The 18,732-nt window shown below is 33.3% G+C and carries 16 protein-coding genes; 13 read left to right on the forward strand and 3 right to left on the reverse strand.

The window, feature by feature from the left end:
- Positions 1-26 precede the first annotated feature (26 nt).
- Entirely contained in the window at positions 27-1,706 is a 1,680-nt protein-coding gene (locus tag QZ659_RS14285; protein ID WP_291726556.1) for an RluA family pseudouridine synthase, read from the reverse strand.
- Positions 1,707-2,356: 650 nt separating this feature from the next.
- Here QZ659_RS14285 and QZ659_RS14290 point away from each other — a divergent pair.
- The 10 genes from QZ659_RS14290 (at position 2,357) to QZ659_RS14335 (ending at position 11,626) form a co-directional block, all read left to right on the forward strand.
- The gene (locus QZ659_RS14290; protein WP_291726557.1) at positions 2,357-2,638 is read left to right on the forward strand and encodes a hypothetical protein; all 282 of its coding nucleotides are present in this window, start codon (positions 2,357-2,359) and stop codon (positions 2,636-2,638) included.
- A 185-nt stretch (positions 2,639-2,823) separates the two neighbouring features.
- Positions 2,824-3,690 (forward strand): hypothetical protein, encoded by an 867-nt coding sequence (locus QZ659_RS14295; RefSeq protein ID WP_291726559.1) that lies wholly within the window; start codon positions 2,824-2,826, stop codon positions 3,688-3,690.
- Position 3,691: 1 nt separating this feature from the next.
- Positions 3,692-4,483, forward strand: a complete 792-nt coding sequence (locus QZ659_RS14300) for a hypothetical protein (protein WP_291726561.1) — start codon at positions 3,692-3,694, stop codon at positions 4,481-4,483.
- 255 nt (positions 4,484-4,738) lie between these two features.
- Complete coding sequence (gene gldN / locus QZ659_RS14305; protein WP_291726563.1) at positions 4,739-5,674, forward strand: gliding motility protein GldN; 936 nt, start codon at positions 4,739-4,741, stop codon at positions 5,672-5,674.
- A gap of 178 nt (positions 5,675-5,852) precedes the next feature.
- Complete coding sequence (locus QZ659_RS14310) at positions 5,853-6,272, forward strand: hypothetical protein (RefSeq protein WP_291726564.1); 420 nt, start codon at positions 5,853-5,855, stop codon at positions 6,270-6,272.
- Between the two features lie 101 nt (positions 6,273-6,373).
- The gene (locus QZ659_RS14315; protein WP_291726565.1) at positions 6,374-6,910 is read left to right on the forward strand and encodes a DinB family protein; all 537 of its coding nucleotides are present in this window, start codon (positions 6,374-6,376) and stop codon (positions 6,908-6,910) included.
- Between the two features lie 105 nt (positions 6,911-7,015).
- Entirely contained in the window at positions 7,016-8,116 is a 1,101-nt protein-coding gene (locus QZ659_RS14320) for a DUF4369 domain-containing protein (RefSeq protein WP_291726566.1), read from the forward strand.
- Between the two features lie 14 nt (positions 8,117-8,130).
- Complete coding sequence (locus QZ659_RS14325) at positions 8,131-9,243, forward strand: NAD(P)/FAD-dependent oxidoreductase (protein WP_291726567.1); 1,113 nt, start codon at positions 8,131-8,133, stop codon at positions 9,241-9,243.
- A 57-nt stretch (positions 9,244-9,300) separates the two neighbouring features.
- Positions 9,301-10,866 (forward strand): OmpA family protein, encoded by a 1,566-nt coding sequence (locus QZ659_RS14330; RefSeq protein WP_291726568.1) that lies wholly within the window; start codon positions 9,301-9,303, stop codon positions 10,864-10,866.
- 166 nt (positions 10,867-11,032) lie between these two features.
- Positions 11,033-11,626, forward strand: coding sequence for a hypothetical protein (locus tag QZ659_RS14335; protein ID WP_291726569.1), 594 nt, complete (start codon positions 11,033-11,035; stop codon positions 11,624-11,626).
- A 66-nt stretch (positions 11,627-11,692) separates the two neighbouring features.
- On the opposite strand, the gene QZ659_RS14340 is transcribed toward QZ659_RS14335, so the two are convergent.
- Positions 11,693-12,328 carry a porin family protein gene (locus tag QZ659_RS14340; protein WP_291726570.1) on the reverse strand — a complete coding sequence of 212 codons (636 nt, stop codon included), beginning with the start codon at positions 12,326-12,328 and terminating at the stop codon, positions 11,693-11,695.
- Positions 12,329-12,485: 157 nt separating this feature from the next.
- Complete coding sequence (locus QZ659_RS14345; RefSeq protein WP_291726572.1) at positions 12,486-15,422, reverse strand: S8/S53 family peptidase; 2,937 nt, start codon at positions 15,420-15,422, stop codon at positions 12,486-12,488.
- A 244-nt stretch (positions 15,423-15,666) separates the two neighbouring features.
- Here QZ659_RS14345 and QZ659_RS14350 point away from each other — a divergent pair, with 244 nt between their 5' ends.
- From QZ659_RS14350 to QZ659_RS14360, 3 genes are all read left to right on the forward strand, one after another.
- Entirely contained in the window at positions 15,667-17,286 is a 1,620-nt protein-coding gene (locus QZ659_RS14350; protein ID WP_291726574.1) for a polyamine aminopropyltransferase, read from the forward strand.
- 24 nt (positions 17,287-17,310) lie between these two features.
- Positions 17,311-18,036 carry a metallophosphoesterase family protein gene (locus QZ659_RS14355; RefSeq protein WP_291726575.1) on the forward strand — a complete coding sequence of 242 codons (726 nt, stop codon included), beginning with the start codon at positions 17,311-17,313 and terminating at the stop codon, positions 18,034-18,036.
- Between the two features lie 109 nt (positions 18,037-18,145).
- Positions 18,146-18,544: an STAS/SEC14 domain-containing protein gene (locus QZ659_RS14360; RefSeq protein WP_291726577.1), complete on the forward strand. Its 399-nt coding sequence runs from the start codon at positions 18,146-18,148 to the stop codon at positions 18,542-18,544.
- Positions 18,545-18,732 lie beyond the last annotated feature (188 nt).

The raw sequence follows: 18,732 nt of genomic DNA on the forward strand, positions 1-18,732 counted from the left end.
CAATCATTTTTTTGAAAGAAGATTTCCTAAAAATCAGCCTCTACCTTAAAATTAACACGCTCTCTCGTTTTTGGATGCTCAAATTCTAAATATTCAGCGTGCAGATGTAGGCGTTCATCTCTTGTTCCATACAAATCATCACCTACAATAGCAGCATTTAAGCCGTTAGGATGGGCTGCATGAACTCTTAGCTGATGAGTGCGTCCAGTTAGGGGATAGAAATAAACACGAGTTTGATTTTTTACACTGTTTACTTGCAATACTTCATACTTTGTTTGAGCTGGCTTTCCGTGTTGATAACAAATAAGCTGATGAGGACGATTTTCCAAATCTACACGCAAAGGCAAATCTATCAAACCATTTTTAGTTTTTAAAATACCGTCTAACACAGCAATATAACGTTTTTTTACAGTTCTTTTTATAAACTGACGTTGCAAAAACTGATAGCTACTTTTATTTTTAGCCACCAACAACAAACCCGATGTGCTTTGGTCTAAACGATGCACAAGGACTGCACTTGGATAAATTTCTTGTATTCTAGTCTGTACAGAATCTTTGATATTTCGCCCTGGAACGGAAAGAAATTCGGCAGGTTTATTAATTATCAAAAAAGAATCATCTTCATAAACAATTTCTAATTCTTTTCCCAACGCTGGATTTTTGAGCATTGGATTTTCTTCTACCTCCAAACCTTGTAACATAAAACCCAAAATAGGTTCACACTTCGCACGGCAAGAAGGATAAAACTGTCCATGCTTTCGAATTTCAGATTTAGGAGGCTGTCCCCACCAAAATTCTCCTAATACTATCGGCTCAAGGTTATTTTTGTAAGCATAATGTAAAAGTTTAGGAGCTGCACACTCGCCAGCACCAGCAGGAGGAGCAATTTCTAACTCTTTATTGAAAATAGTTTGAAGGCTTTTGTATTCTCCTCTTGCATTCAAAAATGTATATTTTTCAAACAAACGCTGCTGCAAATCATTGCTTCGGTTTTTTCGTTCTTTTTTTAGCTCTGCTATTTTATCTTTAAAAACATTTAGCTGATTTTCGACTCCTAAAAGTCTTTCTGCCCAATCTCGTTTGAGTTTTTTGAAGAAATATTGCTGTTCTAGGCTTTCATCTTTGAGTTGCTCTTTTAAGTGTTCAAAATCGGTTTCAGACAGTTCTTTACTTGCTGCTTCTCTTCTTACTTTTCGCTCTTGCTTTTTGATTTTTAATTTTTGCTTGTTTATTTCTATTTCTGCTAAAGAACGCTGTGTTTCTGCATTAAAAAATAGCTGCAATTCTTTAAATTCATTATCGTTTTCTAAGTTTTCTATTTCTCTGTTGAGAGCATTCAAAACCTCTTCTTCTTTTCTGAAAAAACCATCTTTTTTCAAAATATCAAATACAGGAGGAACAAAATAATGATGTTCGTTACTGTCTGCTAGTTTTCCAGAAAAGGCTGCCAAAAATCCGATTTCATTCTCTTTATTTCTTACCACTAAGACACCAAACATTTTTCCAATGACCATTCCCTCATCATTTGGATTCAGACCAAAGTTGTGTTTCCAGTCTGTTTGTGTAGTTAGATATTCCTGTACTTGCTCTGCTGCAATTTTGACAAGCTCGTGAGCCTCATAATAAAAAGGAAAGTTGAAGAGTTTAGGAAGCTCAATATCCTTTATGGATTTCTTAAATGGAATAAAACGACTAGGAACAGGCATTTGAAAACTAAATAGACTTTAAAGTTGAGATAAGAAATGCAAAGGTAAGAAAAAGAGACTTCTATGCTGTTGTAGGGTAAGTGATTATGGTTTTTTATTTAGTTTTGTGTTATTCAAGTCTAAGGTTTGCCAACTGATAGGGTAGTTAAAATATTAAGTATTTGTAATAAAGGTTATCACAGTTATTTGCGTAGGTCAGACTTTCAAGTCTGACGACAAAGATTAAAAAGACTTTACCAACCAGTCTGGAAGACTAGTGTACAAAGTTAACCGTGATAACGTTTTATAATCTGTATTTTTATTATTCACCAAATCACTTTGAAATATGTTATTAAGACATTTTTGTTTTATCTATCTTTTAATCTTTTTAGTAGGATGTACTGAAAGTGGGAAGAGTTTTTCCAATGATAATAATAAATATTTTGCTATAAAGGATTGTACTAAGCTATATGATTTATATGTAGGAGACTACTTAACAGTGGATAGTGCTATGGATTCACAGTATATAGTAGAAGGCTTCGATGAAATAAAATATATTACACCAGACTCAAACTATGTTTACATACTCTCAGGAGGTCATCCTTTTGGGAGAACAATGCAGCCAAAAAATATTTACGTAGGAAAAATAGATAGAGATGGTAACTTGTTATATGAATTTAGAACAAGAGAAGCAAATACTTATCATTGATATAAGTGAAGACAGAATAAATAATGATTCTTTTGAATATTATTTAAATATTGTAAATGATACTTGTAAATCTTATTTTTTTGGAAACTACTTGATAGATAAAAATACTACAATTAGTAGCATAGAAAATATATACTTAAATAATAAAAATAAAAAGGCAGATTTGTGTTGTAATAGTAGTAGAGATGATTGGAAATATCGTGGTTCAAATATAATAAAAATAGACTCTTGTAACACAAGATAAGATATTTTTCACACCCTTGTTAGTGTTTTAGTTTCGGCTTGCCGTAATGCCACCAAGCATGCATTTTATACGAACTTGTGAGTGTGTTGGTTGTTGGTGTCGCTATCACTTAAACACCAGCAATGGTAGAAAAACAAACCTATGCCTTACCACTTTTGAAATCTATTATAATTTTTGATAAAAAAATGTACTATATACACAAACTAAGTAAGCGAAAGCATAAAGATTTCTTGAAGCAGCAACGTATTGACCCCATTACAGGGGATACAATAAAGGAAAGACACAAAGTTGTTGTGTGTGCTTCTTGTAAGTCTGCTTTTTTGGAAGAGAGTTGGCAGTATTTGGACGAGGAACATTGTAATCAAACCAAGACACTTAAAGAGTTACCTACTTCTGAAAAACTTGAAATTAAGTATAAGGCACTAGAGTTTGAGTTTGAAGATGAAGTATTGAAAGACATTCCTATTTGGCAAATCATTTTGGGAAATATAGTCATAGGTACTTTGGTGCTTTTAGCTTTGTTGTTAGTGATACCTTTTTTTCTCATAATTGACTACGTTCGTCCTCTGCTAAATGAAGTAAGCCCTTATGTATTTGTCCCTATCCTTTTTCTGTTATTTATGCTTTTTATTAGTTGCACAATCTGGGCAGTTTGGGAAGGAGACGACAAACTAATAGAGAAATACAAAATGTACAGGAAATACAGAAGAATATTTATCACTGTTTCCACAGAGAGAATGTACAAACTATACCAACTAGAAATACATAAAGAAGCAAAAAAACTGAAAATAGAGAATCACTATGATAAGTTTTCAATACCATTAGAAGATATTACGAAGTTAGATTATTCGTTTAGACAAGTGGATAATAAAAAACAAAAGAATTTTTGTGGCGTAGAACTAAAAGTGATATTAGATTTTCAGAATAACGAAGACTTCAGTCAAAAAATACTAATCACACAGATTAAGGAAGAACAAATTGGCGAATGGAAATATTTTCTCAACCGACTTCCATCTCATATACAACCACAAATCGCTAGTCAGAGAGTATAATATGTATTATTCACATTATTTAGAGAAAGATAAACACCAAGACTTCTTACTACAACAACGAGTTGACCCTATTACAGGAGAGCGTATTGAAGCAGGAGATAAGGTTGTTTTTTGTGCTTCTTGTAAATCTGCTTTTTTTGAAGAGAGTTGGCAATATTTAGAAGGTAAGCACTGCAATCAAACCAAGACACTCAAAAATATTCCTGTTGCCAAAACGCTTTGGCTCAAAGCAAAACCATTAGAATTTCTGCCCTTTGATTTTAAAGGGTTTGATGTTCATGTGGTTTATAAAACACTTATATACAAATTACTAAAATCCATCTTGGTTGCTGGTTTCTACTTGTCTGTAATATTTGCTTTTTTAGCAGTAGATGAAAGGGATTTGAAACGAGCTTCAGTACTATCTATTTTAGCAATAGCTTTCGTACCCTTGACTTTTGGTTATGAGCAGGTACTCAAACAGTTACCTGCTTTTTTTCGCAATTATTTTATTCAGATTGACAAAAAACACAGACTAGCCATAGATTCCAAAAAACAGACTATTATTTTGAGAGGAGACTTTCAAGAATTAGAATTACCACTTTCTAGTATTCATAAAATGGATTATTCATTTAATTATGTCTATCAAGACACTTCAAGGTATAAAGATATGTGTGATTTGAAAGTTACATTAGGCTTTAGTGAAAAAGGAATTTATAAAGAGCGAACTCTAACAGCACAGTTTAGAAAAATATATTTCTATAAGTGGGAAGAATTTTGTCAAAAGCTACCTCAAAAACTTCAAGTAGCTTGAAAAATACATCTAAATGTTTCAGTGTTTTGTCGAAGAATTTTATCTGTTTGTCTAAAAAAATAGCTTATTTATCGAAAAAAACTTTAAATTCGACGCAATTTTAAAATACATTTAGCGTTATATAGACAAATGAAAGTAAGAAAGAAAATAGCATAAGGCACGTTAATTGAAAAAAAAACTTTAATTTTAACTCTTTATTTAGTTTTCTAGTCTGTTTCAAGAAGAATTAATTTAACATCTCTACATAAGATAACTATGAAAAAACAAAACACAACTCTCCTCTCAAAAATTACTAGAGGAATAATTGGAATGGCAGCACTCATCTGTGGTGTTACCTTTTCTGCAAATGCGCAAGAGTTTGGTATGGAGTACGCTCAAGATGGTTATAACCACAACTCTATTCGTCCAATCCACGAATCACATATTATGTATAAAAAGACACTTTGGTTTAGAATGTCTTTGAAGGAAAAGCAAAACCTTCCATTTTTTGCTGTGGAAAATGAAATTACAAAAGTAATTATTGATGCTGTAAAATTGGGTATCATTCGCCCTTACCAAAACGATTCGTTACGTACTCGTATGTCACAGGAGCAGTTTTTAGAAAACCTTACTATTCCTTCAGAAGAAGTACAACTTACAGAAGAAGAGATTGCAATGGGCTTTACCCAAGATGACCTTGGTGGCTTCGGTGGAGGTGACGACTGGGGTTCTGAAGGTGGCTGGGGAGGCGACGGTGGAGGCGGAGGCGGAGCCGAAGCTGAAACTGCTGCTAACGAATTTTATCCTAAGCAACTTCACTTGTTAGAAATCAAAGAAGATTTGCTTTTTGATAACAAACACTCTCGTATGAAGCACGATATTCAAGCAATTACGATTATTATCCCTGCTGAAATGAATCCATCTACAGGTTTAGAGAAAAAATTAGCTTCTTTCTCATACAAAGAATTGGTTCAAAATCTTTTCCGTGATAACTCTCAAGCGATTTGGTATAATGAGCGCAACAACCGTCATCACAGAAACTTAGAGGAAGCATTTGACTTACGTCTTTTCAATGCTCGTGTTATCAAGTATGACAATGCTAGAGACAATATGATTGTTGATATTTACGAAGACCAACGTGCAGCTTTGATTGCAGCACAACAATACGAACACCAATTAGTGGAATATGAAAGCCACCTTTGGGAAAACTAAAATATAATTTTTAGAAATTTGAAAAGCCTTTTTCACTAAAAAAGAAAGTGAAAAAGGCTTTTTTGTGAAACCTCAAACCATAAATATAGAACTTATTGCTTTTATAATGTTATATTTGAGAACAAGACAGTTTAAGTCTTGACTATAAATTTTTTAATTATAATTAATTTTTTTAACGATGAACACTAATTATTATTCATTACTTATTGCCTTTCTATTTTTTGTAACAGGTTTTGTTGCTTGTAAAGGAAAAGAAAACAAGGATTCTACAACAGAAACAAAAACCTATACAGCCGAACAGCTTATGGACGTGCGTTGGAAAGCTACTTCTGGAGTAGAAGGTGGAGAAGAACTCAATTTTGCTAAAGATGCCCAAAAGGGAGAACTTTCATATCAGAGAATTTATGGAGAGGGAACAGCAGCCAACACAGTTACAGGCTATTGGAAAATAGAAGATGGAAACAAACTCGTATTAGAAGATTGGGATGCTGCTGCCAGTACGACCAAGCCTGCCGAAACTTATACTATCGAATCTATCTCCGATACAGAATTAGTTTTAGTAAGTAGTGGAGGAAACAAAAGAGTGTACAGCAAATAATTTTTGTGCAAATATCTTTTAGTTTTAAGATTTTTATGAAAAACTATGTTTCTTTGTAGGCATAGTTTTTTGTTTTTATTCTACTAAACCTCTATTTCAAAATGATACCTTTTCCAAGTTCTAGTGAATACGCTACTTTTTATGCCAACTATATTCGTCTTATTGGTCAGTTTATCAAAGATAATGAGGTGGAAGACATTGTAAATATTCTTTCCAAACAAGGAGAAAAAACAAAAGAAATGTTTTCCAAATTTTCAGAAGAAGAAGCCTTATACAAATATGCAGAGGAAAAATGGAGTATTAAAGAATTGTTAGGACACATGATTGATACCGAACAAATTATGGCATATCGTGCCTTGTCTTTTTATCGTGGCGAAAGACAGTCGTTGGCTGGTTTTAATGAAAACGAATATGTAAGAGAGGCTAATTTTGATACTATTCCTTTTGCAGATTTGCTAGAGCGTTATCAAGTTGTTCGTGCTTCTTCAGTCGCTCTTTTCAAAAGTTTTGATGCCAAAGAAACAGCAAGAGTAGGCGAAGCAAATCATAACCCTATGTCGGTTCGTGCTTTAGTATATATGATTGCAGGACACGAAATTCATCATCTCAATATTTTGGAAGAACGTTATGTTAGATAAATTTGCTTAATTTATACTCAACAAAATGAGTTCTTTATTGGTTTTAAAAGTCTATTTTATTTTTTTACTGTTGATTCAATTTTTATGAAAAAAACTTTTTATTTTTTGTCCGTATTTTTTATTGCTTTTGTTTTATTTTCTAGTTGTGAGAAAAAACTACCACCAAATGAATACTTGGTGGAGGGTAAAGTAGATAACCTAGAAGAAGACATGAAACTCGTAGTTTCAGACATCAGTACCAAAGATATTGTTCCTCTCTACGAAGTAGCTGTAAAACGAAATGACAAATTCAAATTGAAAGGTGAAATCACAGAACCTACTCCTTTCTACCTAACTTTAATCAGAGAGTCAGACAATACATTTTCTTCTTCTGATAATTTGGTCGTGTTTTTTGAGCCTTCTAAAATGGAAATTCAAGCTGATGCAGGCAAACTTTCTGAAGCAAAAATTACAGGCTCTCGTTCGCATTCTCATTTTGAAATATACAGAAATGGAATTAAGGAATATGAACAGGCTGCGAAAAATCTGCAATTAAAAGTTCTTGAAAGTTCTCAAAGTAAAGACACAGTAGCCTACGCTGATAGGATGAATGAGTATGAAAAAAATTATGAGAAGTGGAACAAATACAATAAAGCATTTATAGCAGAAGATTCTATTGATTATGCTGTACGTACATTTTTGGCTTTAAATTATATGCTAGAGGAAGATTATTTACCTAATTTGGAAAAATTAGTAGAAGGCAAAACATCTCCTTGGACAAATCAAATACAGTCATATATCAAGCAAGCAAAAGTAGTATCGATAGGACAGTCTGCCCCAAATGTTGCAACCCTTCAAAACAAGCAAGGCGACACTGTTTCGATTGCAGAGCTAGAGAAAAAATCAACGGTTCTTTATTTTTGGGCATCGTTTGAGCCTCATTCGTTGTCGCAAGTGCAGCAGTTTTCTATTTCAGAACAACTCAAAATGCCAAAAGAATATCAGTTTGTGGGTATTTCTTTAGATTCAGATAGCGATGCTTGGAAGCAAAGCATTCCTTCTTTGCCTACTTCTCATCTTCAATTTATCGATTTTTCTAGCAATCAACAAGCTGCTATTACTTATCATATTACTAATTTGCCTTTGTTTGTGGTCTTAGATGAAAATCAGAAAATAGCGTATAAAACTAATTCGATAGAAAAACTCAATGCTTTTTTGATGAAGTAAATCACATTGAAAGAATGAATGAAAAAGTAGATTATCTTATCATTGGGCAAGGCTTGGCAGGTTCTATTTTGGCTCATACACTTTTGGAAAAAGAAAAAAAAGTATTGGTTTTAGACCAGCCTAGCCTTCAACATTGCTCAAAAGTAGCAGCAGGAATTTGTAATCCGATTACAGGTAGAAATCTTGTTCGAACGTGGAAATCGAAAGAACTATTTTCATTTCTCAATCATTTTTATCCCAAATTGGAACAGAAGTTTAATCAAAAGTTTTTTTTCAATATTCCTGTCTATCGTCCTTTTCAAAACCTAGAACAACAGCAAGATTGGTCGGCTCATGAAGACAAAGTCAATGAAGAAGTAATCTATCCTAAACATCGTTTTTTAGGACAAAGTGTAAACGATGATTTTGGTGGGTTGCTCATAAAAAATGGTGGATATCTACGAACAGATATTTTTTTAGAAACTATTAAAAATTATCTGATAGATAAAAATGCCTACCAAGAAGAACTATTTGACTTTGATAAACTAAATACAGAAAATAATAAGATAAGCTATAAAGATATTGAAGCTAGGCATATTATTTTTTGTAGAGGGGCTGCCGACAAAGTGAATCCATTTTTTGAAAAATTACCTCTTGCTCCAGCAAAAGGTGAAATTCTGCATATAGAGCTAGAAAACTCTAATCAAGAACTCGTTGAAAAGCTCAATCAAATTATTCTAAATAAAGGTTGTTGGCTTGTTCCATTTCAAAATAAAGAAAATTATTTGAAAGACAAAGTTGGTAAAACTTCTACTACATTATTCCGTACAGGCTCAAACTACGACCATAAAGATTTGACACTAAAACCGACAGAAAAGGCAAAACAACAAATTGAGACAAAGCTAAAGTCTGTTTTAAGTTTGGATTATCAAATCAAAAAGCAGGAGGTAGGAATACGTCCAGCTACACGTACACGCAAGCCACTTATTGGAACACACAATACTTTGAAGCAAATTCATATTTTCAATGGCTTTGGTGCAAAAGGTTCATCAATGATTCCATATTTTGCCCATCAGTTTGTAGAATATTTGTTGAATCATGGAGAGTTAGAGAGAGAAGTAAGGATTGATAAATGGTTCTTGAAATAAAAGGAATGAATATTGGATATTCTATTTCAAATAAAAATCTCATAACTCACTAATTATATGAAACAACAAAGTTTATTTCTCACTTTATTTTTTTTCTTGATTTCTATGCTTGCTTTTGGGCAAGATACAGAGACGGCAGAAGTGGTAGAAAAAGTAGAATTTAAAAACATAAGCAAGGGCAGAACAGGTTTTCCAGAAGGACAAATCAATTCTATTGCTATCGACCAAAATGATACAAAATGGGTGGCTACTGAAAATGGTTTGGTGGCTTTTTATGCTGATTCTACTGTCAGAACGTTTAATAGAGCAGGAAAATACGATTCTTTGATAGACAAAGTAAGTTCTATTCGCTTCGATGATAAAGGTACAATTTGGTTGGGTACATTTTCAAATGATGTAGTCAGTGTTGTCAATTTAGATGCGTATGGCGAATATATTTGGCATACCGAAATTCCGACATTTAGCAATAAAAGTTTTTATATCAATGCGATTGATGTAGATTCGAAAGGGGGAAAGTGGATAGCTACAGCAGAAGGAGGACTGTGGCATATTGCAGCCAACAACAAAAAAACGCTTTACAATCAAGAGTATGAACCCAATATTCCTAGCGATAAAATAAATGCTGTTACGGTAGATAATGATGATGTGGTTTGGGTAGGTTCAAGTGCAGGAATGTTCAATATTAAAAATGGGAAATTTAGAGATGCTTTTGATGTAACCAACAGTGGTTATGGTTATGACAATGTTTTGCATATTGACTTAAAACCAGACGGAAATCTTTGTGTAACAGCACTTAATAGGAAAGGAAAGCAGTTTTTAGTTTGTAATCAAGAAATGTTTCAGATGTCAAAGCGAGTAACACGCTCTAGTAGCTTTAGATTTAATGATGTGGTGGTTACGCCAAACGAAAGTGTTTGGATAGCAGGAAATGAAGGTGTAATCAAATTTTCTAAGGAAGCAGAGCCTATTTTTTATGACCAAGATTCTGGATTGGTGGTAAGTGCAGTTACAGCATTAGCGTATGATATAAATGGCGATATTTGGCTAGGAACTTCAAAAGAAGGACTTTTCAAAATGCAGTTTAAAAAAATAGAAGTGCCAAAAGAAGCAGAAATAATAGCAGAGACAGAACCTGTTTTGGCAGAAGTAGATTTACAAGATGAAAAGCCAGAGATAACTCTTGATACTAAAATTGAAACCAAACCTATTGAAATAGGCAAAATAGAAGTTCCTAAAATTATTTTCAATAAAAAAGAAGTTAAGAAGGGAGAAGCTATTAGCTTAGAAAATATTGAGTTTAATATCAAAAGTTATTCGCTCAATAATGCAGAAGGCGTACAAACACTTGTCAATTTTATGAAAGAAAACCCAAAGGTGCGAATTGAGATTTCTGGACATACCGACAAAGACCCACACCCTTCGCATCCGAGTTATGCACGTATCGCTAAACAACAAATGGATTTGTCTCGTCAGCGTGTAGAAACTGTGTATAAGTATTTGGTAGATAGAGGAATTGACCCTTCAAGAATTGAAAAAAAGGCTTATGGAGGTACAAAACCTTTAGTAAAGTTTAATTCTGCTCAGAATAGACGTGTTGAGATGAAAATTTTGGATATTGAGTAATGAAAATTTTGTATATCAATTTAATTAAAATGAGCTATGATAAATAGTTCATTTTTTCTTTTATTTAGCTCATCTAAAGGTTCAAAACTATTCAATAACTTTCTAATTTTAGTTTGCGTTAATAGTTTTTTATTATCCCTTATTTTTTGCTTTAAAAATTATAAAAATGCTCTTACTAAATGATGATGTGCTTATACAGTTTGTAGAAGGAAAATTAAGTGAAGAAGAAACTGACAAAGTAGAGAAGAGTTTACTTTCCGATAGGAAAAAAAAATATATGTTCATTCAGCTTCGTGCTTTACATAAAGAGGGGTTATTACAAGAATATTTGAAAAGTGAAGAAGAAGAAATAGATTTTGACGATGAGGAAGAAGAATTAATTTCAGAAGAGAAGCTTTCTGATTTTATAAAAGGTAAGCTCTCCTTTATTGAGCGTCAGAAAATAGAGAAAATTTTATCAGAAAATTCAGAAGAAAACTATGAGTTTATAAAACTAAGAGGTCTTTATGAAGAAGGTGAGTTAGAAAATTATCTTGTTTATCAAAAAGAGATGTTGGATAAAATAGTTGAAGAGATAATTCAAAGTAGTGATTTTAAAGATATGATACAGAAAGCTATGCAAAGTGATGAGTACCAACAGGCATTACGAGAGACGGAAGAACTACAACAGACTGTATTCCTTAAGAAAAATATTTTTTGGGTTGTGTTAGGGTTTCTCTTGGTAATGCTATCTTTTTCACTGCCTCAATGCACGACATAAAAAAAACACTTCAAAGTATCATCACCTTGAAGCATTTTTATTATTTTTTTTGAGATATAAAGTATTCTAGTTCAGAGGAAATGTAAGTCCTAAATTTACAGACAAGACACCATTTCTTCCTTCAAAATTATCGTTATCAAAAATATCTACAAGACCTAAGTTGTAACGTACATCAGGTACTAACCACATTTTTTCTCCTACTCTCAAATGTAGTCCTGCACCAAACACTGCACCAAAGTCAGTAGCGTTGTAAGCGTCTTTTACATCATTATAGTCGTTATCTTCATATTTATTATCAGCACCCATCAAGAAACCTACATAAGGACCTACAAAAAGTTCAGGACGAACATCCATTTCACTTGTACCCATATAATAGTTGAATAATAATGACGTACGTAAATAGTCTAATTTTGTAGTGTATTCTCCTGTTTCTATACCCAAAATACTGCCGTCGTATTTTGCCCCCATTGAAGCATAATCAGCTTCTAATGAAAGACCTACTTTTTCTGCCACACTATAGTTTAATAAGAGACCAAAGTTGAAGGCAGTACGATTATCGTAATCTTTTACATCTTCTCCTCTAAAGGTTGCAATATTTGCTCCTCCTTTTACTCCCAAAGAGACAGTAGATTGAGCGAAAGAAGGAATACTAATAATTGTAACTAGAAGAAGGGCGAAGAAAAATTTTGCTATTGTTTTCATAAAAATAAAGTTTAAAAAATTTGAATAATAAAAAAATGATTCGCTTATAAGAACGTCAATTATCGGATTTTGTTTTGTCTTTTTTATAAAAAGACACCTTATTCAAAATTGAAATTGAATAAGGTGTCTTTGTTTTTTGTTTGTCAAAACAAGCTAATTACTTAATAATTAGTGTTTTTGTACCGATAGTTGTTCCATTATTGAACCTTAAAATATACTGTCCTGCTGGAAGACTATCTATTTTAAGAGTATTCTGACCTTGTGTAATTGTAGCTTTCTTGATTTGCTGTCCCAAAATATTTAATACTGTTAGTTCAATAGGTTGTGAGCGACTCACATCTAATGCACTTACATCAATATTTACTTCATTAGATGCAGGGTTAGGAAATACACGAATAGCTCTTACTAACTCATTTTCATACTCAATACCTGTTGGTTGCTCTATAATTTCGATAGATGGTGTATAGAGTTCGTTTGCTTTATCAACTGCTGCTGCAATATCAGCTTCGTTGTTTCCTGCTGCCAAAATAAATGCCACTACAATCTTTTCTCCTACTGGAATTGTATAAGAACCTGCCGAAACTGTTGCACTTATATCCGTTCCTGTTGTCAGACCAATACTTGTGTTTGAGTGTCCTCTAAGTGCAGCAATTTTTTCAGTATCTGTAAAGCCATCGTACACGCCATAAGGAGTGCCAGCAAAGGCTGGGTCATTAGAAATGAGTGAATATTTGGCTCTATCAGCAAATAAATCTATTACACCAACTCCAACTCTTGGTACGCCATTGACTTTAGAAGATATAATAGCTGTATTTAGGCTGTTTTTCCATTCTGCTTGGTTGTTGCCTGATTCATCTCCAATATCCCAGTCTCCATATAGCCCTGCATAAAAACCTGTAATATTCTGATTGCTTAAATTTTCAAATACATATTCTACTACTACAAAATCTTCTGCTCCGTTTTCTTCCCAAACTTGCATCGTTTGTGTAACAGCAACAGATGACCTTGAGCTTCCTGCTCCATCATCATCAAATTTTGTTTGCCATAGATATTTTGTAGGCTCATTATCAGTAGGAGGAAAAGCTGTTATAGGATTTAGTATTCTAAAATCATTATCATAAGTTTCATTGACTCCACGTACAGTGTTAGATATTTTATTGCCACTAGAGGTAAACATCAAACCTAACTCATAAAGTGTTTGTACACCATTATACACAAAACCTTCACCTGCTGTTACCTGTTCATGTCTTCCAATAGTGCCACGACTATCTAATGAAGTTTTGATATTATTTTGATTTACTGTAAGGTAGGTAGGATTGACTGCCACAGAAGCAAACTCTTCTGCTTCATAACCATCTTGAGTATAAGTAATTCGTAGTGTAACTAGACCAAAGTTTGCCAAACTTGGATTTACCATCAATCTAATTTGATTCTCAGTGCTAACGCTTTGGTCAGTGTTAATAACACCTTCATAAATCACATCTCCACTGGTTAGAGATAAGCTATTATCAATTGTCTCAACTTTAATTTTAAAATCAGCTTCACTAGGAGCTAAATAACTAAAAAACTCAGCATTGAAGAATACTTCATCACCAGCATAAGGGATTCCCTCTCCACTAACAGGAACAAACTCAAAGTTTTTCATACGCACAGCTACTGGTAACTCTTGTAATGCACGTAACATATTCAAGCGTCCGTGTCCTACTTTACCATCATATTGCTCTGGTAAATTACCATCAATAGGGTCAGCTGTAATACGAAGGAGTTCGCCTATTTGTATAGGTGTAAGATCTGGACGGTGCGACCAAGTAAGAGCTGCCGCACCAGCTACAATAGGAGCAGCAAATGATGTTCCCGAAGTGCTTCCATATTGTCCACTTGTTGCTTTATTGTGAGAAGTTGTGAATATATCAGAACCAGGTGCTATAATATCTACACTATAATCATAATTAGTAAAACTAGATGCATTGTTTCTTACATCACTAGAAGCTACCGAAATTACATCTGGATAGCTTGCTGGAAATTGTGCTAAATTTTGTCCATCATTTCCTGCTGCAACAATAATTAAACACTCAAAGTCTTCTACTGCTTTTCTTACGATTTCTCTTCCAATTTGACTTGGAAATGACCCGCCCCACGAACAGTTGATAATCTTGACACCTGTTTCTGCCATATACATTATTCCAGCATAACCATTGTAGATGCTCAAACTTTGTGGTGTATCATCTGGAGAGTGTTTTGTATTTACAAGTTTGACATTAAACCCTGTACCAGCAACACCTAGCTCGTTGTCTGTTGAAGCTGCAGCACAACCTGCCACTGAAATACCATGATCTATTCCTGCTGAAGGTAATTGAGGATTATTATCTTGTATGAGTTGAAAATCATCTGGAACAGTTTCTCCTACAAAGTCCCAGCCATAGTGATTATCTATATATCCATCATTGTCATTATCAATACCATCAATAGGGTCGTTTTGGTTGTAATATACTTTGTCTTTTAAATCTGGATGGTCAAAATCAAAACCAGAATCTACAATTCCCACTAACACAGTAGAATCTCCTTTGGTAATATCCCATGCTTGAAATGCTTTAATATTTGCAAGGTAATTTTGCTGTGCAATTTCTGTATCATTTGGTGTATAATACATTTTATTTGCTGGTATAGGTTCAGCAATTTCTACCATTCCTGTAGCCATAAGCTCATCAATCATTTGGAAAATAGTTATATTTTCTTGCAAATTGACTTTATAGATTAAAGATAAATCTACGCCTGATATATTTTTATCTTTTCCTGTTTTTTTAAAGAAGTTTCTCTGTGGTGTTTGAGGAAAAGGTTGTTCAAGAGGTGTTCTAGAATATTGGCTAATGAGGTTGGAAAGTACATTACTATTTTCAAAAGCATTTTTGTATTCTGGTTTGAGCGTAAACCAAACTCTTCCTGCTTCTATATCATCAGTAGTGATACCTTTAGGTAAATGATATTTAGACTTATGAAAAGATAATGTTTGTGATTTTGCTGTATTTATAAATATGTTCGTAGAGAACATCAACAAACCCATCAAACATAAGGCTTTGATATTTGTGTATTGCATTATTTATGATTTTGTAATTAATGTAAATAAATGAGAAGTTAAACTATCAAAAGTTCTTCTATTACAAATATATTAACTTTAGAAGCCATAAAAGAATAATTTTTGAATTTTTTCAATACTATATTTTAATTTTTCTAGTTCTTAGACTAGCACATTTGCTATTTCTTAGTGTTTTTAGAAAGTAGATTATTTTTCGGAACTTTGAATGATTTTAATAATACTACATAAGTTTTGAAATGCACTAATGGATAACAATATACCTAACTCTCCTAATTCTTCTTCTAAATCTTTTTGGACACCTTCTCGTACGCTCAAAGTAGCTCTTTTTGCTACTGGACTCTCTGGAATTGTAGCAGAGTATGTTTTATGTACTTTAGCTACCTATTTTTTAGGCGATTCTGTAAAACAGTTTACGCTTATTGTTTCAGTAATGCTCTTTTCAATGGGCTTGGGAAGCCGTTTTAGCCAGTTTTTTAAGAGGTATTTGATTGAGCTTTTTATTGGTTGTGAGTTGGCTTTGTCCATTCTAGTTTCTTTTTGTTCTCTAATAATTTATGGCGTTGCTTCGGTTAGCGAATGGATTGGAGTTGTAATTTATACATTGAGTATTCTGATTGGACTCTTGATTGGTTTTGAAGTGCCTTTGGTTACTCGTATCAATGAAAACTATGAAGAGTTGCGCTTCAATATTTCTTCTGTAATGGAGAAAGACTACTATGGCTCTTTGGTGGGAGGAATGTTTTTCGTATTTATTGGTCGCCCTGATATTGGGCTAACTTATACTCCTTTCATTTTAGGGCTGATTAATTTTTCCGTAGGGATTTTGGTGCTTTTTACATTGATGCCATTTTTTAAAGGTAAATGGCAACGAAATTTAAAAGGAATCAGTCTTCTGACACTAGGAATAATTATTTTTGGATTGGTAAGTGCAAAGCCTATTGTGCGTTATGGAGAGCAAAAGCGTTATACAGATAAGATTGTCTATGAAGAGGAAAGTCGTTATCAAAAAATAGTGATGACACAGTATAAAGATGATTATTGGCTCTATCTCAACTCACATTTGCAGTTTAGCACTTTCGATGAATGGCTTTATCACGAACCACTTGTTCATCCAGTCATGCAGTTTGCTACTCAAGCAGGAAGTCAAAGCAAAAAAGAAGGGAAAATTGATGTCTTAATTTTGGGAGGAGGAGATGGCTGTGCTGCTAGAGAAGTTTTAAAGTATGACAATATAAACACGATTACTCTTGTAGATTTAGACCCTTCTATGACCAAGCTAGGAAAAGAAAATCTAGTTCTTACAAAAGTTAATAAAAACTCACTTAACAATGAGCGAGTGAAAGTCCGTAACGTAGATGCTTTTACATTTTTGGCTGACAGTATGGTATTTTATGATGTGATGATTGTCGATTTTCCAGACCCAAAAACGATAGAGGTAAATACGCTTTATACCTTAGAATTTTATCAACTTTGTTATCAACATTTGCGTCCAAACGGAATAATGATTACGCAAGCAGGTAGCCCTTATTACGCAGCAAAAGCCTTTGATTGTATAGATAAAACAATGCAAGCAGCAGGTTTTCAAACGCTACCAATGCACAACCAAGTCTTGACAATGGGAGAATGGGGCTGGATTGTTGGTAATAAAACTTTAGAAAGTGAAGCCTTAAAAGAAGTATTTCGAAGTTTTGAATTTAAAAATATAGAAACCAAATGGATAAATAATGAAGCGATGTTGCAAATTACATCTTTTGGTAAAAAGTGGAAAAAAGGAGATGAAGGTGAAAAAGAGCTAGAAATAAATGCTATTCATAATCCTATTTTGTATCGCTATTATCACGATGGAAGTTGGTATATGTATTAGAATGAACTTAGTAAAAATGCTAAAATGCAGATTAAACACATCAAAATTCAAGAAAAACCAAAGGGTAAAAGATTTGCAATAGGCGATATTCACGGTTGTAGCAAGACCTTCAAAACCTTAGTAGAAGACAAAGTACAATTAACTAAAGACGACCATTTATTTCTATTGGGAGATTACATAGATAAAGGTTTGGATAGCATAGGAGTACTAGACTATATTTTGTATTTGAAAGAAAGTGGCTTTCAAGTTTTTCCACTTATGGGAAATCATGAATACAACCTTTTGGAAGCAAAGGAAAGGTACAACGAACGTACGTTTAAGCGTTTTCTAAGAATCAATAAAAATCAAAATATTGTAGATGAGCAGATGAATATAAAACCACGTTACCAGCGTTTTTTAGAATCATTGCCTTACTACTATGAGCTAGAAGACTATCATCTAGTTCACGCAGGGTTTGATTTTCGGAAAGAAAATCCATTTCAAGATTTTCAAGCGATGCTCTACATTCGTCGTTTTGAAGTAAAAAAAGAGCTTTTACAGGGCAAAAAAATCATACACGGACACACGCCTACACCACTTTCAAACATTCGACAAAGTATTTCCTCTAATGCTTCCGTCATTCCACTAGACAATGGCTGTATTTATACCAAACCTCATAAAATGTTTGATTATAAAACGCTTGGTAATCTTTGCTGTTTGGATTTAGATAGTTTGAACCTTGCTGTACAGAGAAATATTGAAAATAAGTAGGTAGTAAAATAATAACGGATTAATAAGCATAATTTAAAAAAATACCTTTTTTTTCTGCACAAAAAAGTTTAAATTTAGATACTACCAATCCACTTTAATTTTTCAGTTTATGTACAAAAGCAAATTTATAGAAGTTACTCTTCATCCAGAAAACTCTATGTTAGAGGCAACTTGGTTTCCTACTAGTGAAGAAATGACAGAAGAGGAATTCAAAGACGAAATGTTAGGGTTTCGTGAATTATTTCTCCAACACAAACCAAAAAAAGAGCTTGTTAATACCAAAGACTTTTTATTTACCATCCATCCAGAGATTCAAAAATGGACAGATGAAAATATCCACAAATTACAAAATGAGCAAGGTTGTCTTAAAAAAGTCGCCTTTATTGTGAGTGAAGATGTAATAGCTGCCCTTAGTGTAGAGCAAATTTTTGATGAAGAAAATAGTGCTGCTTTCAATGTAAGATACTTTTCTGAAAGACAAGAAGCTGAAGAATGGTTGAACTTGTAATTTCTATTACCTTTTATCAGCCTATGAGTATCGTTGGTTTTTTAATAGTAGAAATACCAACGATAATTTTTTTGAAACTATCATTACATTATCCTAAGTAGTCGGACACAAATAATTTACATTTAATGTAACAGTAAGACAACTTTACCCCTGCTCTGTGACACACAGAGCAGTATTTTTACAATAAA

The sequence above is a fragment of the Bernardetia sp. genome (assembly GCF_020630935.1).
Lineage (GTDB): Bacteria > Bacteroidota > Bacteroidia > Cytophagales > Bernardetiaceae > Bernardetia.

What these genes read in the sequence shown, in the direction of transcription:
- QZ659_RS14285 (WP_291726556.1), bottom strand. Translation starts at nt 1,706, where the DNA reads ATGCCTGTTCCTAGTCGTTTTATTCCATTTAAGAAATCCATAAAGGAT.
- QZ659_RS14290 (WP_291726557.1), top strand. Translation starts at nt 2,357, where the DNA reads ATGAATTTAGAACAAGAGAAGCAAATACTTATCATTGATATAAGTGAA.
- QZ659_RS14295 (WP_291726559.1), top strand. Translation starts at nt 2,824, where the DNA reads ATGTACTATATACACAAACTAAGTAAGCGAAAGCATAAAGATTTCTTG.
- QZ659_RS14300 (WP_291726561.1), top strand. Translation starts at nt 3,692, where the DNA reads ATGTATTATTCACATTATTTAGAGAAAGATAAACACCAAGACTTCTTA.
- gldN (WP_291726563.1), top strand. Translation starts at nt 4,739, where the DNA reads ATGAAAAAACAAAACACAACTCTCCTCTCAAAAATTACTAGAGGAATA.
- QZ659_RS14310 (WP_291726564.1), top strand. Translation starts at nt 5,853, where the DNA reads ATGAACACTAATTATTATTCATTACTTATTGCCTTTCTATTTTTTGTA.
- QZ659_RS14315 (WP_291726565.1), top strand. Translation starts at nt 6,374, where the DNA reads ATGATACCTTTTCCAAGTTCTAGTGAATACGCTACTTTTTATGCCAAC.
- QZ659_RS14325 (WP_291726567.1), top strand. Translation starts at nt 8,131, where the DNA reads ATGAATGAAAAAGTAGATTATCTTATCATTGGGCAAGGCTTGGCAGGT.
- QZ659_RS14330 (WP_291726568.1), top strand. Translation starts at nt 9,301, where the DNA reads ATGAAACAACAAAGTTTATTTCTCACTTTATTTTTTTTCTTGATTTCT.
- QZ659_RS14335 (WP_291726569.1), top strand. Translation starts at nt 11,033, where the DNA reads ATGCTCTTACTAAATGATGATGTGCTTATACAGTTTGTAGAAGGAAAA.
- QZ659_RS14340 (WP_291726570.1), bottom strand. Translation starts at nt 12,328, where the DNA reads ATGAAAACAATAGCAAAATTTTTCTTCGCCCTTCTTCTAGTTACAATT.
- QZ659_RS14345 (WP_291726572.1), bottom strand. Translation starts at nt 15,422, where the DNA reads ATGCAATACACAAATATCAAAGCCTTATGTTTGATGGGTTTGTTGATG.
- QZ659_RS14350 (WP_291726574.1), top strand. Translation starts at nt 15,667, where the DNA reads ATGGATAACAATATACCTAACTCTCCTAATTCTTCTTCTAAATCTTTT.
- QZ659_RS14355 (WP_291726575.1), top strand. Translation starts at nt 17,311, where the DNA reads ATGCAGATTAAACACATCAAAATTCAAGAAAAACCAAAGGGTAAAAGA.
- QZ659_RS14360 (WP_291726577.1), top strand. Translation starts at nt 18,146, where the DNA reads ATGTACAAAAGCAAATTTATAGAAGTTACTCTTCATCCAGAAAACTCT.